This window comes from Streptomyces viridosporus (assembly GCF_002078235.1).
Lineage (GTDB): Bacteria > Actinomycetota > Actinomycetes > Streptomycetales > Streptomycetaceae > Streptomyces > Streptomyces viridosporus.
In genome coordinates, this window is record NZ_MSGP01000241.1 from 1 (window position 1) to 14,385 (window position 14,385).

Below are 14,385 nucleotides of genomic sequence, written 5' to 3' on the forward strand. Positions count from 1 at the left end.
TCCTCGCCCACGCCCGCGCCCGCGCCGTCCCCGTGGCGATCCGCAACGGCGGCCACTCCTACGCCGGTTGGTCCTCCGGCGACGGCCGCCTGATCGTCGACGTCTCAGCGCTCGACACCGTCCGCGCCTCCGCGGGCACCGCCGTCGTCGGCGCCGGCGCCAAGCTCATCGACGTCTACCGCGCCCTCGCCGCGAAGGGCGTGACGGTCCCCGGCGGCTCCTGCCCCACCGTCGGCATATCCGGCCTCACCCTCGGCGGCGGCCACGGCGTGGTCTCTCGCGCCTACGGCCTGACCTGCGACAGCCTCACCGGGGCCACCCTCGTCACCGCCGACGGCACACAACTCATCGCCGACGCCACCGAGAACGCGGACCTCTTCTGGGCCCTGCGCGGCGCCGGCAACGGCACCTTCGGCGTCGTCACGGAACTGCGCTTCACCACCCACCCGGCCCCGCGGAGCGCCACCGGGTACCTGACCTGGCCCTGGCCGAAGGCCGCCGCCGTCGTCGAGGCCTGGCAGGAGTGGGGCCCGGACCAACCGGACGAGATCTGGTCCTCGCTCCACCTGTCGAACACCCCCGGCGGCACCCCCACCGTCTCGGTCACCGCCTTCTCCCTCGGCCCCCTCGACGAACTCCAGGACGCCGTCGACCGCCTGGCCGACCGCGTCGGCGCCCCCGCGAGCGGCGTCTCGCTCGGGCGGCGCTCGTACGAGGAGTCGATGGAGCTGTACGCCGGCTGCTCGTCCTTCGCCGACGACGCGCGGTGCCACCTCCCGGGCACGGCACCGGGCCGCTCCCCGCGGGGCGCCCTGGAGCGCGAGACCTACTCCGCCCGCTCGGACTTCTTCGACCGCTCCCTCGACACCGCCGCCGTCCGGACCCTGCTCGCCCAGGTCCGCACCGTCCGCGGCGGTTCCGGCAGCATCGCGTTCACCGCCCTCGGCGGAGCCGTCAACCGGGTCGCCCCGACGGCCACGGCGTTCGTGCACCGCCGCTCACGCATGCTGGTCCAGTACCTCGCGTCCTGGAGCGCCGGGGCGTCCGGCTCCGCCGCCGAGTCGTGGCTGACGTCCACTCACCGGGCCATGCGCCCCCACGCGTCCGGCGCGGCCTACCAGAACTACCCGGACCCGGCCCTCACCGACTGGCGCCGGGCCTACTACGGCGACGCGGCGCCGCGCCTGGCCCGGCTGAAGGAGCGGTACGACCCGGACCGCGTCTTCACGCACCCCCAGTCCCTGTGAGCAGCCCTCGTGAGCAGCCCCGTGAGCGACCGGCCGACGGGTGAAGGGGGCCGGAGCCGAAGGGACCATGGCTGCTGAAGGAACCACAAGGAACCACAACGAACCACGAGGACAGGGGACTAGGGAACCAGGGGACGAGGAGCCTCAGGGGCGAGGGGGCCGGTCAGGCCGCCAGGTCCCGCTCCTCCGCTCCGGGCGCTCCGTTCCGGGTGCCCGGCACCACCGAGTTCCGTTCCGCGTGGTTGCGCCCCCGCGCCGCGATCAACCACCCGGCCCGCGGCGACCGTTCGATCGCCCGCATGACCGGCGTCAGCAGCGCCATGGCGAGCGGCGACAGCAGCAGGGCGACCGCCGTGCCGAGCGCGAGTCCGCCGATGACGTCCGTCGGGTAGTGCACGCCCATGTAGACGCGGCAGAAGCCCGCGAACAGGGCGAGCACGAGGCCGACGAGCCCCAACTTCCGATTGGCCAGGAACAGCCCCACCGCGAGCGCCATGGTGAGCGTCGCGTGGTCGCTGACGAAGGAGTAGTCGGTCTTGCCCTGGATGAGGACCTCGAGCCCCTCGTGGTCGTTGAACGGCCGGGGCCGCTCCACGAATCCGCGGATCGGCACGTTCACCAGGACGGCGACGCCGGCCGCGAGCGGTGCCCACACCAGCGCCGCGACGGAGGACGCCGCGTCCTCACCGCCCCGCCGCCGTACGCCCCACCAGCACCACAGGATCAGCCCCATCACGGCGATCAACAGGCCGAACTCGCCGACGAACTCCATGATCCGGTCGAACCACGGCGGCGCGTCCTTGGCGAGTCCGTTGATGTCATAGAGCAGGTCGACGTCGGGGTTCGACCCGGATTCTGCGAGTCCAGCCATGGTGCTGCGGCCCCTTCGTCATCTCTCCCGGCGTGCCGTGCGCACGCCTCTCCTGCCACCCCCGTGGTTTGTAGACCCGCTCGTCCGCTCGGCTACGAGAACAGGAACGCATGGTCCCCGTCAATACGTTCCACACTCCACCGAATGATCACGCAGACGTTATCGAAGAGAGATTCATCTACGCAGCTCAGGGGGTGGGTTCACACGTCGCTCACAGCGTCGTGGGGAGTGCTTTCGCGCCATCTTCGGTGACCCGGGTGGCCCCGAAGTAGTCAGGCGTGTCGATCGGGTCGAATCGGATCACGGCACCCGGACGGGGCGCATCGATCATGTATCCACCACCGACATAAATACCCACATGCCGGATGGCCCGGGAATCGGTGAGGTCGTCCGAGAAGAACACCAGATCGCCGGGGAGGAGTTCACTCCGCTTCGGGTGCGGCCCCGCGTTGTACTGGTCGTTGGCCACGCGCGGCAGCGTGATCCCGACGCTCTCGTACGCCGCCTTGGTCAGACCCGAGCAGTCGAAGCGTCCGCCCTGGTCAGCGGTGCCGTTGCCGCCCCAGAGATAGGGCGTGCCGAGCTTCTTCTGCGCGTAGGCGATGGCACCGGCGGCCTGCCGGGAGGGGTCGACGCGGCCGACCGGCGCGGCGAAGCTGTCCTCCAGGGCGCGGATCCTCTTGACGTAGTTCTGGGTCTCCTTGTACGGCGGCACCCCCTGGTACTTGATCACCGCGTAGGCCCCGGCGTTGTAGGAGGCCAGCATGTTTTCGGTCAAATTCCCGGGGACGTCCTTCACGTAGGACGCGAGCGCGCAGTCGTACGTGGCCGCCGACGGGATGGCGTCCTGCGGATCCCACACGTCACGGTCCCCGTCCCCGTCCCCGTCGATGCCGTGGGTGGCCCAGGTGCCGGGGATGAACTGGGCGATGCCCTGCGCCGCCGCGTGGCTCTGCGCCCTCGGGTTGAACCCGCTCTCCTGGTAGAGCTGGGCGGCGAGCAGCGCCGGGTTGATCGCCGGGCAGAGGTTGCCCCACTTCTGCACGAGCGCCTGGTACGCGGCCGGCACGGTCCCCTTGGCGAGCGCCTTGGCCGCCCCGCCGCCGACCCCGTTGACGAGGTTCCCCGCGACGACGTAGACCCCGACGACGAGCAGCATCACGAAGGCCAGACCGGAACCGATGGCGATGGTCGCCCCGACCCAGACCTTACGCACCGTCAACCACCCCTCACCGTCCGGGAGTCCACCGCCGGACGTCAGTGTAGGGGCGGCATCCCCACTTCGGGGTGATCACGTGACAGAAGTGACGACCGGCCCCGGGGGGCGGGCCGCCGCACCGGACCCCCGCCCCGCGGCCCTCCCGGAGGAGGGGACCCGGCGACGGAACCACGCACCGGCTTCCACCCCGAGTTCATTGCCCTGCGTAACTCAGCGTGATACACAGAGTGACAATACGACTCTTCACTCGTCGGAGCACGCCTCTCCCGGAGCCCGGCGTGCGCCGGTGGCAAGCTGTTCGTACGAAACCCGTCAACGGATGACGCCAAGTCGACATACGACAGCGACAATGTCGGTGACAATGAGGCCTGTCCTCTGCACTACCGCAGGGGAAGCGGAACTACCCATACAGGGGCGGTGACTTACATGCTCTTTGCGGCCGACGAGGGAGACATCAACACCATTATCGGCGGGATCGCTCCGGATTGGGGCCCCTTCGGCAGCCTGGGCAACGAGGCCAAGGTGATGATCGAAGTGGTCATGGCGATCGCCATCCTGATCTGCCTGGGCATCGCCATCTGGGGGGCGGCCAAACAGCGCATCGGCGCCACCGCGTTGAGGGACACGTTCAGCGCCGAACAGGGCAAGGGCCTCATCATCGCGGGACTGACGGGCGTCTTCATCATCGGCTCGCTCGGCACGCTGTTCACCATCGTGTACGGCATGGCCGTGTAGGCCCCGCCCACTCCATCGGTCCCGACCGGGCACGCCCGGCCTCCCCTCCACCCCACCCGCCCGTCGTGCCCACCGGCTGAGGTTGCGCTTCCCTGATGTCCAGTCACCACACCGCGCCCGCGCGGGAACCAACACGGCTACCGTCGTACGTGGAGTACACGGAGCACGAGGTGTTTCCGCACGACGCTGAAAGGGCGTACGCGGTATGAGTCTCGGAGACGAGCACGAGACCTCCGGTGGGTACGGCGGCACGGGCCAGACCCGCACCCGCCTGCCGGGAAGGAACGACGACCTGCACGGCGGCACGCGCAGAGGCGGCCGTTCGTCGTCGCGCAGCCTGGTCACGGTCGTCGGCGTGGTGGTCCTCCTCATCGCCGCGATCGCCTTCGCGAACCGCGGAGGAGGCGGTTCCTCCTCGACGGACGACTCCGACGACTCCCCCAAGGCGGCGGCGACGGCCCCTTCGGGGGAGAAGCCGGTGGGGGCGAAGGCGGCGGGGATCCCGACCGGGTACGCGCAGAACGCCCAGGGCGCGCAGAGCGCAGCGGCCAACTACTCCGTCGCGCTGGGATCCGCCGACATGTTCGTCAAGGACCGCCGGCACGAGATCGTCACCACCGTGTACGCCCCGGATGTCGCCGTCGCCCGGCAGGCCGACCTGGACAAGGCCTACTCCAGCAGTGAGTTCCTCGCCAACATCGGTCTCGGCAAGGACGGCAAGGCGCCCGCCGGGCAGACCTTCGTCTCACGAGTGATCCCGGTGGGCACCAAAGCGACGTCGTCCAGCTCGAGCGCCGCCACCGTCGAGGTGTGGTACACGTCGCTGTTCGGCCTGTCCGGAGAGGGCTCCACCAACCCGGTGACCGAGAGCTGGTACACCACCACGTATGAGCTGAAGTGGATCGGCAACGACTGGAAAGTCACCGACTTCCAGCAGAAGGACGGACCAGTCCCGGTCGGACGCGACCAGCAGGCCTCCACCGCCGACGACATGACGAAGGCTGTCGAGGAGTACGGAGGGTTCACGTATGCGCGCTAACCACCGCTTCCTCAGGTTCACGGCCGTCGTCGCCGCCGTACAGACCACCATGGTGCTGCTCGCGACCCGAGCCGTCGCCGACCCCACGCCGACGCCCACGGACAGCGACGACCCCTGCGACCTGATCCGCGGCCCCGCCAAGGACTACTGCGAGCGAGGCAGAGACGGCGGCTCCTCCGGACCCAGCAGCATCCCCGACGGCCCCACCTCCGCCCTCGACCCCCTCGCCTCCCTGGCCCAGGGCTGCGCCGACGCCGCCGCCTGGACCGTCAAGCAGCTCAGCAAGGCCGTGGAGGAGACCGCGGAGGTCGACTTCACCAACGACACGTTCCTCAAGCAGTACGCCGTCGTCTTCGCGGCGTCGACGATCCTCACCCTCATCCTCTGGCTGCTCGCGGTCGCCAAGCGGGCGGTGCGGGGCGTCCCCCTCACCACCGCGCTCTCCGAGGCCATCGGCTTCCTCTGGCTGACCGTGCTCGCCTCGGCCTTCACCCCGCTGATCCTCTACACCGTCGTCTCGGCCACCGACGGCGTCACCGACGTGCTCGCGAAGGCGACCGGCGACCAGACGGACACCTTCTTCGGCACCTTCTCCGCCGCGCTGGAGAAGGGTGACGACATCGGCGGCGGCCCGATCATGCTGATCGTCGTGTCCCTGGTCTCCATCCTCGCCGCCGGCGTCCTCTGGCTGGAACTGGTCATCCGCGCCGCCCTGCTCTACGTCGGCGCCCTCCTCGGCACCGTCGTCTACGCGGGCCTCGTCGACAAGAACCTGTGGGGTCACGTCCGCCGCTGGGCCGGGATCATGATCGCGGTGATCCTGGTGAAGCCGGTCATCGTCATCGTGCTCGGCCTCGCCGGAGCCCTGTCCGCCGACGACGGCCCCGACGCGTTCTCCGCCGTCGTCTCCGGACTGGCGATCATCCTGCTCGCCATCTTCGCGTCCGCGATGATCTACCGCTTCGTCCCCGGCTTCGGCGACGAACTCGCCAACTCCCGCAGCAACCGCCTCATGCAGGGCGCCGAGGGCAAGGCCGCCGCCGTCATGAGCTCCCCGGCGACCCTGGTCGCGCAGGGCATCAAGACCCACAGCAGCCGGACCGACCACCACGGCGGCGGAGGCGGCCAGTCCACCGGACCGCGCCCCTCCAACCCCGCCTCCGGCGGCGTCGCCGCGCACAGCTCGCGCACCTCCGGCGGCAGCGGCGGATCCGTCCCCTCCGCCGCACCCGCACCCCGCTCGAGCAGCCCGGTGAACACGCCCCACGCCAGCAGCACCCGCAACAGCAGCAGCAACAACCGCACGGGAGGTGAAGGGCGTTGACGACCGAGTCCCACCTGTCCCATCCGATCACGCCCCGCCGTACGTATCTGATCGGCCGCGCCCGGCCGAACGCGATCGTCGGACGCAACCGCGAGACCGGAGAGATCGCGCTGATCGTCGTGGGCGCGTTCCTCGGCATGATGTGCGGGCTCCTCGTCCCCATCCTGTCCGTGCGGATCGTCCTCCTCGCGGGCCTGCCGATGCTGGCGCTGTCGGTGGTGTACGTGCCCTACAAGGGCCGCACGTTCTACAAGTGGTTCGAGATCAACCGCAGCTACAAGCGCACCGTGCGCCGAGGCACCACCTACCGCTCCCAAGCCGCCGAGGCCGGCACCCGGCTGGACGGGCGCGAGGTGGAGATCGGGCCGCCGCCCGGCATCGGACGGATCACCTGGCTCTCCGCGCCCTTCGGCCCGGACGAGATCGCCGTCCTGCTGCACGCGGACCGCAAGACCGTCACCGCCGCCATCGAGATCGAGGGCCCCGGTGTCGGCCTGCGCGACTCCGAGGACCAGGAGGCCCTCGTCGACCGCTTCGGCACCCTGCTCAAGCACGTCGCCAACGGCGACGGCTTCGTCACCCGCCTCCAGATGCTCGCCCGCACCCTGCCCGCCGACCCCGACGCCCACGCCAAGGACGTCGCCGTGCGCGGCGACGACAGGGCGCCGGCGTGGCTGCAGCAGTCGTACGACCAGCTGCAGTCGATGGTGTCGACCAGCAGCGAGCAGCACCGCGCGTACCTCGTCGCCTGCATGCACTACAACCGGGACCTGGCCGCCGAGGCCAACGCCATGGCGCGGGCGATGCGCGGCCAGGGCGGCGGCAAGGTGGACCGCGACGCCGGGCTCGCCGTCGTCATGGCCCGCGAGCTGACCGACATCTGCTCCCGGCTCCAGGAGGCCGACATCCGCGTACGGCAGCCGCTCGGCCAGAGCCGGATGTCCTCGCTGATCCACTCCATGTACGACCCGGACCACCCGATCGACCACATCCAGGCGATGAGCAAGCGCAACTCCTGGCCGGCCGAGCTGGACGCCATGGAGCCGACCTACCTCCAGGCCAAGACCCGCGAGTCCGCCACCCGCGCCCCCTGGTGCCACGCCACGGCCTGGATCAAGGAGTGGCCGATGACCCCGGTGGGCGTCAACTTCCTGGCCCCGCTCCTCGTCCACACCCCGGACGTGATCCGCACGGTCGCCGTCACGATGGACCTCGAACCCACCGAGATCGCCATCGAGCGCATGCTGACCGAGAAGACCAACGACGCGGCGGAGGCGTCCCGCGCCGCCAAGATGAACCGCACCGTCGACCCGCGCGACGTCGCCGCCCACAGCCGGCTCGACCAGCGCGGCGAGGACCTCGCCAGCGGCGCGGCCGGCGTCAACCTGGTCGGCTACATCACCGTCTCCTCCCGCTCTCCCGAGGCCCTGGCCCGCGACAAGCGGACCATACGGGCCTCGGCCGGAAAGTCGTACCTGAAGCTGGAGTGGTGCGACCGCGAGCACCACCGCGCCTTCGTGAACACACTCCCGTTCGCCACCGGCATTCGAAGGTAGGGGCTGAGCTGAAGATGCGGGATCCGCTGTCCGTCGTCACCGACGCCTTCACGTCCTTCCTGTTCGGGAAGGTCGAGACGACACGGCTGCCGGTGCGCACCTCCACCGGCCAGGCACAGGCGGTCTACCTGCCGACCGCGGCGCCCGGCCTCGGCGACTCCGGCGTCATCATCGGCCGCGAGGTCTACTCCGGGAAGGGGTACATCTACGACCCCTTCCAGCTCTACGGCCAGCAGCTGCCCGCCCCCCACTGGCTGGTCCTCGGCGAGTCGGGAAACGGCAAGTCGGCCCTGGAGAAGACGTACGTCCTGCGCCAGCTGCGCTTCCGCGACCGCCAGGTCGTCGTCCTGGACGCGCAGGGCGAGGACGGCGTCGGCGAATGGAACCTCATCGCGCAGGAACTGGGGATCACCCCCATCCGGCTGGACCCGATGGCCGCCCTGGACCACGGCATCCGGCTCAACCCGCTCGACCCGTCGATCACCACCACGGGCCAGCTCGCGCTGTTGCGGACCATCATCGAGGTCGCGATGGGGCACGGCCTGGACGAGCGCTCCGGCTTCGCGCTCAAGGTCGCGCACGCCTACGTCAACGAGACGATCGTCGAACGCCAACCGGTCCTCTCCGACATCGTCGAGCAACTGCGCCACCCCGAACCGGAGTCGGCGGAGGCCATGAACGTCGCCATAGACGACGTACGGGCCTGGGGCCTGGACGTCGCGCTCGTCCTGGACCGCCTGGTCGACGGTGACCTGCGCGGCATGTTCGACGGCCCCACGACCGTCGGCATCGACCTGGACGCCCCGCTGATCGTCTTCGACCTGTCCCACATCGACCGCAACTCCATCGCCATGCCGATCCTGATGGCGATCGTCGGCGTGTGGCTGGAGCACACCTGGATCCGCCCCGACCGGAAGAAGCGCATCTTCCTGGTCGAGGAGGCCTGGCACATCATCAACAGCCCCTTCGTCGCCCAGCTGTTCCAGCGCCTGCTGAAGTTCGGCCGCCGGCTCGGCCTGTCCTTCGTCGCGGTCGTCCACCACCTGTCCGACGTGGTGGACGGAGCGGCGGCGAAAGAGGCCGCGGCCATCCTGAAGATGGCCTCCACCCGGACCATCTACGCCCAGAAGGCCGACGAGGCACGGGCGACCGGGCGGGTCCTGGGCCTGCCGAGGTGGGCCGTGGAGATCATCCCGACCCTCACCCCCGGCATCGCGGTCTGGGACGTCAACGGCAACGTCCAGGTGGTCAAACACCTGGTCACCGAGACCGAACGCCCGCTGGTCTTCACCGACCGCGCGATGACCGAGTCCTCCGCCGACCTGTCCGACGACGCCCTGCGCGCCGCCGAGCTGGAGGCGGAGGAGCGCGCTGCGGCCTTCGTGGAGCAGCACGTCGGGGATCCCCGGTCGACGGTGGCGTAGGGACGAGGGTGCACGGGGAGGACGTGTGAGACCGGACGATCACCGCGGGAGCGGCCGGAGCGGCCAGGGCGGCATCCCGGACGGGCTGCTGATCGGCCTCATCGCGTTCCTCCTCGGCATGACCCTGCTGGTGTGGACGGCCACGGGCCTCGCGGGCCTCTTCGCCCACGGCTCCTGGCCGTCCGGGCTCGCCTTCGCCCGCACCCCCCTGGCCATGCGCCACCTCGTCGCCGAACCGCACGACATCCCCGGCGCCTGGCCGCAGACGCCGGCGTCCGACCTCTCGGGCTACGGCCTGTTCTGGGGCCTGTTCATCGGCCAGTTGATGCTCCTGACCGTCCTGACCGTGTTCGTACTGGGCACGGTGGCCCGCTGGAGAGCGGTACGGGCCCGGCGCCGCGCGGAACGGACGACGCCGGAACGGGCGACGACCACGGTCCCGGAACCGGCACAGGCACCGGCGGAGCACGACGTGCCCCTGCCGAGGACGGCACCGGAGCCCGTGCGGGAGACGAAGCCGCTCCGACCCACGGCACCGCAGGAGCCCGCGCCCGCCGCCACTCCGCCCGACGGCGGACGGCTGGGCGAGCGGGAGGCGCACCGCGTCGAAGGCGCGGTGCACTACGGCCCGCCGGACCTGCGCCACCTGACCGCCGTCCAGGCCGTACGGGACGCCGACGGCCCCGCCCTCGTCATCACCTCGAACCCCGCCCTCTGGGCGGAGACCAAGGACGCCCGGGCCAAACTCGGCCCCACCCACCTCTACGACCCCACGCACCTCTGCGACACCCCGGCCCGCCTCCACTGGTCCCCCACGGTCGGCTGCGAGGACCGACGCACCGCCGCCTCCCGCGCGGCGGCGCTCCTCGCCCCCGTGCGCCCCGCCTCCCGCCTGGACCAAGCGGTCAGCGACACGGCCGCGACCCTCCTGCGCAGCTACGTACACGCCGCCGCCGTCGACGGCCGCACCGTCCGCCACGTCCACCGCTGGGCCCAGGGACTCCAGGTCCAGGACGCCGTACGCATCCTGCGCACCCACCCCAAGGCCGCCCCCGGCGCCGCGGGCGAACTCGAAGCGGCCCTCACCGCCCACCCCGAACGCCGGGACATGGCCCAGCAGCTGACCACCCGTGCGCTGTCCGCCCTCGCCACGGTCAACGTCCGTGAAGCCTGCACCCCCAACCGAAATGATGCCCTCGCCTTGGATTCCTTCATCCACGAGGGGGGAACGCTTTACGTAGTGGGCGAATCCATCGAGGATCCCCGTACCAGCCCGGGCGCGATGCCCCTGCTGACGGCCCTCGCCGCACACGTGGTCGAGCACGGCCGGCGCATGGCCGAACGGTCATCCTCCGGTCGGCTCGACCCACCACTCACCCTCGTCCTGGACGACGTCGCGGCCGTGGCCCCGCTTCCCCAGCTCCCGGAGCTGCTGGCCACCGGGGCGGACCGGGGCATGCCGACCCTGGCCCTGCTCCGGTCCCGCGAACAGGGCCGGGCCCGCTGGCCGCACGACGAACTGCCGGTATGACCACCGACGCCCCGGACGGCACGGGCGTCCTCACCCCTCCGCGCGGCACGGGCGGCACCTACGCCCGGCGCGGTACCGGGACCGGCGGCGGTCAGCGCTCGACGACCATCTCCAGCTCGTGCTCGTCCGGCTTCCCCGCGAGCGGCACGGTCACCCCGCTCTCCACGAACCCCGCCTTGCGGTAGAAGCCCAGCGCCCGCGCGTTCTCCGGATGCACGATGAGCCGCACACGCTCCACCCCGCGCCCCCACGCCCACTGCAGCGCGGCGTCGAACAGCGCCCCGGTCACCCCGCTCCCCCGGTGCCCGGGCCGCACGTACACCCCGACGAGATGCCCCTGCCGCCGCGCGACCGGGAACCCGGCCCAGTCCGTCACCCCGGCCTCCTCGATCAGCACGGTGACCGTGCCCACCCAGGACCCGTCCGCCGCCTCGGCGACGAACTGCCGCACCTCGCCCGCGTCCTTCGCCGCGTTCGCCGTCCGCTCCCGCCAGTAGGAGTCGGGCCGACCCACCGCCTCCTCATGGGTCTCCAGGTACGCGAGACGCGCCACCGGGTCCCTCAGCGCCGTCAGCCGCAACTCCCTCACCGCGGCCCACTCACCGGCGCGCACCGGCCGGACCGCACAGTCCTCGAAGGGCTCATTCCTCATGCCGGCCACCGTAGTACCGGAGTACCACGGCCCTCACCCCGCACACCGCCCGCGGTCCGACGCCCGCCGCCCCCGCGCGGACGAGCATCGAAGCATGATGACGGCACAGGACCTCACCCGACGCCCCGGCGACCGGACCGTCGTCACCGACCTGTCCTCCACCGTCCGCCCCGGCACCGGCTTCCTCGGCCCGGACGCCCCCACCCGCGGTCACACCACCGTCCACCTCGCCGTCCTGGGCGTCCTCGCCACCATGACCGCCGTCCCGCGCCGTCTGCCCGTCCTGTCCCCGTGGGCGGCGGTCTCCCTCGCGGCCGCCGCGACGGCCCTGCGCCGCCGGGGCGTCCGACCCATGGCCCCCACCGTGTTCCCTCCGACCGACGGACCCACCACCATGAACCTCGTGGCGAACGACCAGGAGGCATCCGCGGGGGGACGGCCGACGGAACCCCTCACCCCGTACGTGCAACGCCTCGGCCAACGGGTGCGCGCCTTCGACCGGCGCCACCCGCTGCTGTGGGACCTGCACTTCACCGGCTTCTGGGTGACGGCCGCCCTCATCGACCACCTCGGCGGCGGCTGGCGCACCACCACGCACAACCCCGACACTCCCGGCTGGCTCCTGCTCACCCTGAGCCTCGGCCTGTCCGTCCCCCTCCTCCTGCGCCGCACCCGCCCCGCGGCGGCCCTGCTCGCCCTCACCCCGTTCGCCCTCGTCAACGCCTGGACCGGCGCCGCCCTCCAGGCGGCCCTGCTCCACCTCGTCGTCGTCCACCACATCGCCCTGCGCCTCCCCCTGCGCGACCTGTGGTGGGCGACCACCCTGGTCCTCACCCCGGTGGCGGTCTCCACGGCCCGCCACGGGGAGGGCGACTGGAGCCAGCAGATCGGCTCCCAGCTGACGTCCGTCGTCGTGGCGGTCCTGATCGGCATCACCGTCCGCACCCGCCGGAACTACACCGAGGCCCTGGAGGACCGCGCCCGCCGACTGGAGATCGAACGCGACCAGCAGGCCCGGATCGCCGCCGCCGCCGAACGCGCCCGCATCGCCCGCGAGATGCACGACATCATCGGCCACAACCTCTCCGTCATCACGGGTCTGGCCGACGGCGGCACCTACGCGGCTGCCAAGTCCCCGGAACGTGCCGTCCAGGCCCTGGACGCCATCGCCACCACCAGCCGCCAGGCCCTCGGCGAACTGCGCCGCCTCCTGGACGTCCTGCGGGACGACGAGTCGGCCCGCCCCGCCGAGCTGACCCCTCAGCCCACCCTCACCGACCTCGAACACCTCGTCGACGGCGTCCGCGCCGCGGGCCTCCCCGTCCACACCACGGTCGAGGGCCGGGCCACCCTCCCCGCGGGCCGCCAGCTCACCGTCTACCGCGTCGTCCAGGAAGCCCTCACCAACACCCTCAAGCACGCCGGCCCGGACGCCACCGCCGAGGTCGCCCTCTCCTACGGCGACAAGGGCGCCGTCACGGTCACGATCACCGACACGGGAGAACCCGGGACGACCACCCCCGGCGACGGCCGCGGCCTCCCCGGAATGCGCGAGCGAACCACCCTGTACGGCGGCACACTTGAGGCCGGCCCACGCCCCCACCCCGAACGGGGCTGGCGCGTCCACCTGCACCTCCCGGAGGAAACCCCGCAGTGACCACCGTCCTCATCGCCGACGACCAGCCCCTCCAGCGCTTCGGCTTCCGCATGCTCCTGGAGAGCCAGGACGACATGACGGTCCTGGGCGAGGCGGCGAACGGCACCGAAGCGATCCGCATGACGGCCGAACTGCACCCCGACGTGGTCCTGATGGACATCCGCATGCCCGGCCTCGACGGCATCGAGGCCACCCGCCGCATCGTCGCCACGGGCGACCGCACCCGTGTCCTCATCCTCACGACCTTCGACCTCGACGAGTACGCCTACGCCGGCCTGCGCGCGGGCGCCTCCGGCTTCCTCGTCAAGGACGTCCGGCCCGAGGAACTCCTCTCCGGCATCCGCGCGGTGGCCACCGGCGACGCGGTGGTCGCCCCCAGCCTGACCCGCCGGCTCCTGGACGCCTACGTCCACCACCTCCCGGCCACCGCCCCGGGTCCCTCCGTGCCCCAGGCCCCTGTCCCGGACCCCCGCCTGGCTTCCCTCACCGACCGCGAACGCGAGATCCTCACCGTCATCGGCAAGGGCTGGACCAACACGGAGATCGCCGCCCGTCTCCACCTCGCGGAATCGACGGTGAAGACCCATGTGGGCCGCATCCTGGCGAAGACGGGCTCGAGGGACCGCATCCAGGCGGTGATCCTCGCGTACGCCACAAAACTGGTGGAGCCGTCCCAGGACTGAGCCGGGGCCTGAACGCAGAAATCCCCCGTGCCGAATGGCACGGGGGATTTCTCAATTATTGTTCGGCGGCGTCCTACTCTCCCACAGGGTCCCCCCTGCAGTACCATCGGCGCGGTAGGGCTTAGCTTCCGGGTTCGGAATGTAACCGGGCGTTTCCCCTACGCTATGACCACCGAAACACTATGAAACTCTCAACCGGCACCATGCGTGACCTGCATGGGGTCGTTCGTGGTTTCAGAACCAACACAGTGGACGCGAGCAGCTGAGGACAAGCCCTCGGCCTATTAGTACCGGTCACCTCCACACGTTACCGTGCTTCCAGATCCGGCCTATCAACCCAGTCGTCTGCTGGGAGCCTTACCCCATCAAAGTGGGTGGGAGTCCTCATCTCGAAGCAGGCTTCCCGCTTAGATGCTTTCAGCGGTTATCCCTCCCGAACGTAGCCAA

General features: G+C 71.1%; 12 protein-coding genes and 2 rRNA genes. 9 read left to right on the forward strand and 5 right to left on the reverse strand.

What is annotated here, in order from left to right:
* On the forward strand, positions 1-1,247 hold a 1,247-nt coding region (locus tag B7L92_RS18070), incomplete at its 5' end, for an FAD-binding oxidoreductase (RefSeq protein WP_107501520.1).
* Positions 1,248-1,410: 163 nt separating this feature from the next.
* Here B7L92_RS18070 and B7L92_RS18075 read toward each other — a convergent pair.
* Together B7L92_RS18075 and B7L92_RS18080 are read right to left on the reverse strand one after the other, a co-directional pair.
* Positions 1,411-2,118 carry a phosphatase PAP2 family protein gene (locus B7L92_RS18075; RefSeq protein ID WP_081238606.1) on the reverse strand — a complete coding sequence of 236 codons (708 nt, stop codon included), beginning with the start codon at positions 2,116-2,118 and terminating at the stop codon, positions 1,411-1,413.
* A gap of 211 nt (positions 2,119-2,329) precedes the next feature.
* Entirely contained in the window at positions 2,330-3,340 is a 1,011-nt protein-coding gene (locus tag B7L92_RS18080) for a C40 family peptidase (protein ID WP_255311024.1), read from the reverse strand.
* 423 nt (positions 3,341-3,763) lie between these two features.
* Between B7L92_RS18080 and B7L92_RS18085 the strand changes: the two genes are divergently transcribed.
* The 6 genes from B7L92_RS18085 to B7L92_RS18110 all read left to right on the forward strand — a co-directional run bounded on the left by B7L92_RS18085 (position 3,764) and on the right by B7L92_RS18110 (position 10,946).
* Positions 3,764-4,072 (forward strand): DUF8827 family protein, encoded by a 309-nt coding sequence (locus tag B7L92_RS18085; RefSeq protein ID WP_004986337.1) that lies wholly within the window; start codon positions 3,764-3,766, stop codon positions 4,070-4,072.
* Between the two features lie 205 nt (positions 4,073-4,277).
* Entirely contained in the window at positions 4,278-5,111 is an 834-nt protein-coding gene (locus tag B7L92_RS18090; RefSeq protein WP_081238607.1) for a hypothetical protein, read from the forward strand.
* Positions 5,101-6,435 (forward strand): hypothetical protein, encoded by a 1,335-nt coding sequence (locus tag B7L92_RS18095; RefSeq protein WP_081238608.1) that lies wholly within the window; start codon positions 5,101-5,103, stop codon positions 6,433-6,435. The genes B7L92_RS18090 and B7L92_RS18095 overlap by 11 nt, the downstream gene beginning before the upstream one ends.
* Positions 6,432-7,991: an SCO6880 family protein gene (locus tag B7L92_RS18100; protein ID WP_081238609.1), complete on the forward strand. Its 1,560-nt coding sequence runs from the start codon at positions 6,432-6,434 to the stop codon at positions 7,989-7,991. Before B7L92_RS18095 ends, B7L92_RS18100 begins: the two co-directional genes overlap by 4 nt.
* A gap of 14 nt (positions 7,992-8,005) precedes the next feature.
* Positions 8,006-9,415, forward strand: a complete 1,410-nt coding sequence (locus tag B7L92_RS18105) for an ATP-binding protein (RefSeq protein ID WP_016825594.1) — start codon at positions 8,006-8,008, stop codon at positions 9,413-9,415.
* 25 nt (positions 9,416-9,440) lie between these two features.
* Entirely contained in the window at positions 9,441-10,946 is a 1,506-nt protein-coding gene (locus B7L92_RS18110; RefSeq protein ID WP_081238610.1) for a TraM recognition domain-containing protein, read from the forward strand.
* A gap of 91 nt (positions 10,947-11,037) precedes the next feature.
* On the opposite strand, the gene B7L92_RS18115 is transcribed toward B7L92_RS18110, so the two are convergent.
* Positions 11,038-11,598: a GNAT family N-acetyltransferase gene (locus B7L92_RS18115; protein ID WP_081238611.1), complete on the reverse strand. Its 561-nt coding sequence runs from the start codon at positions 11,596-11,598 to the stop codon at positions 11,038-11,040.
* Positions 11,599-11,992: 394 nt separating this feature from the next.
* Here B7L92_RS18115 and B7L92_RS18120 point away from each other — a divergent pair, with 394 nt between their 5' ends.
* Complete coding sequence (locus B7L92_RS18120) at positions 11,993-13,255, forward strand: sensor histidine kinase (protein WP_174703981.1); 1,263 nt, start codon at positions 11,993-11,995, stop codon at positions 13,253-13,255.
* Positions 13,252-13,938 (forward strand): response regulator, encoded by a 687-nt coding sequence (locus B7L92_RS18125; RefSeq protein WP_081238612.1) that lies wholly within the window; start codon positions 13,252-13,254, stop codon positions 13,936-13,938. The genes B7L92_RS18120 and B7L92_RS18125 overlap by 4 nt, the downstream gene beginning before the upstream one ends.
* Before the next feature lie 60 nt (positions 13,939-13,998).
* On the opposite strand, the gene rrf is transcribed toward B7L92_RS18125, so the two are convergent.
* Positions 13,999-14,115: ribosomal RNA gene (gene rrf, locus B7L92_RS18130) — 5S ribosomal RNA — on the reverse strand.
* A gap of 87 nt (positions 14,116-14,202) precedes the next feature.
* Positions 14,203-14,385, reverse strand: a 23S ribosomal RNA gene (locus B7L92_RS18135); the annotation flags it as partial.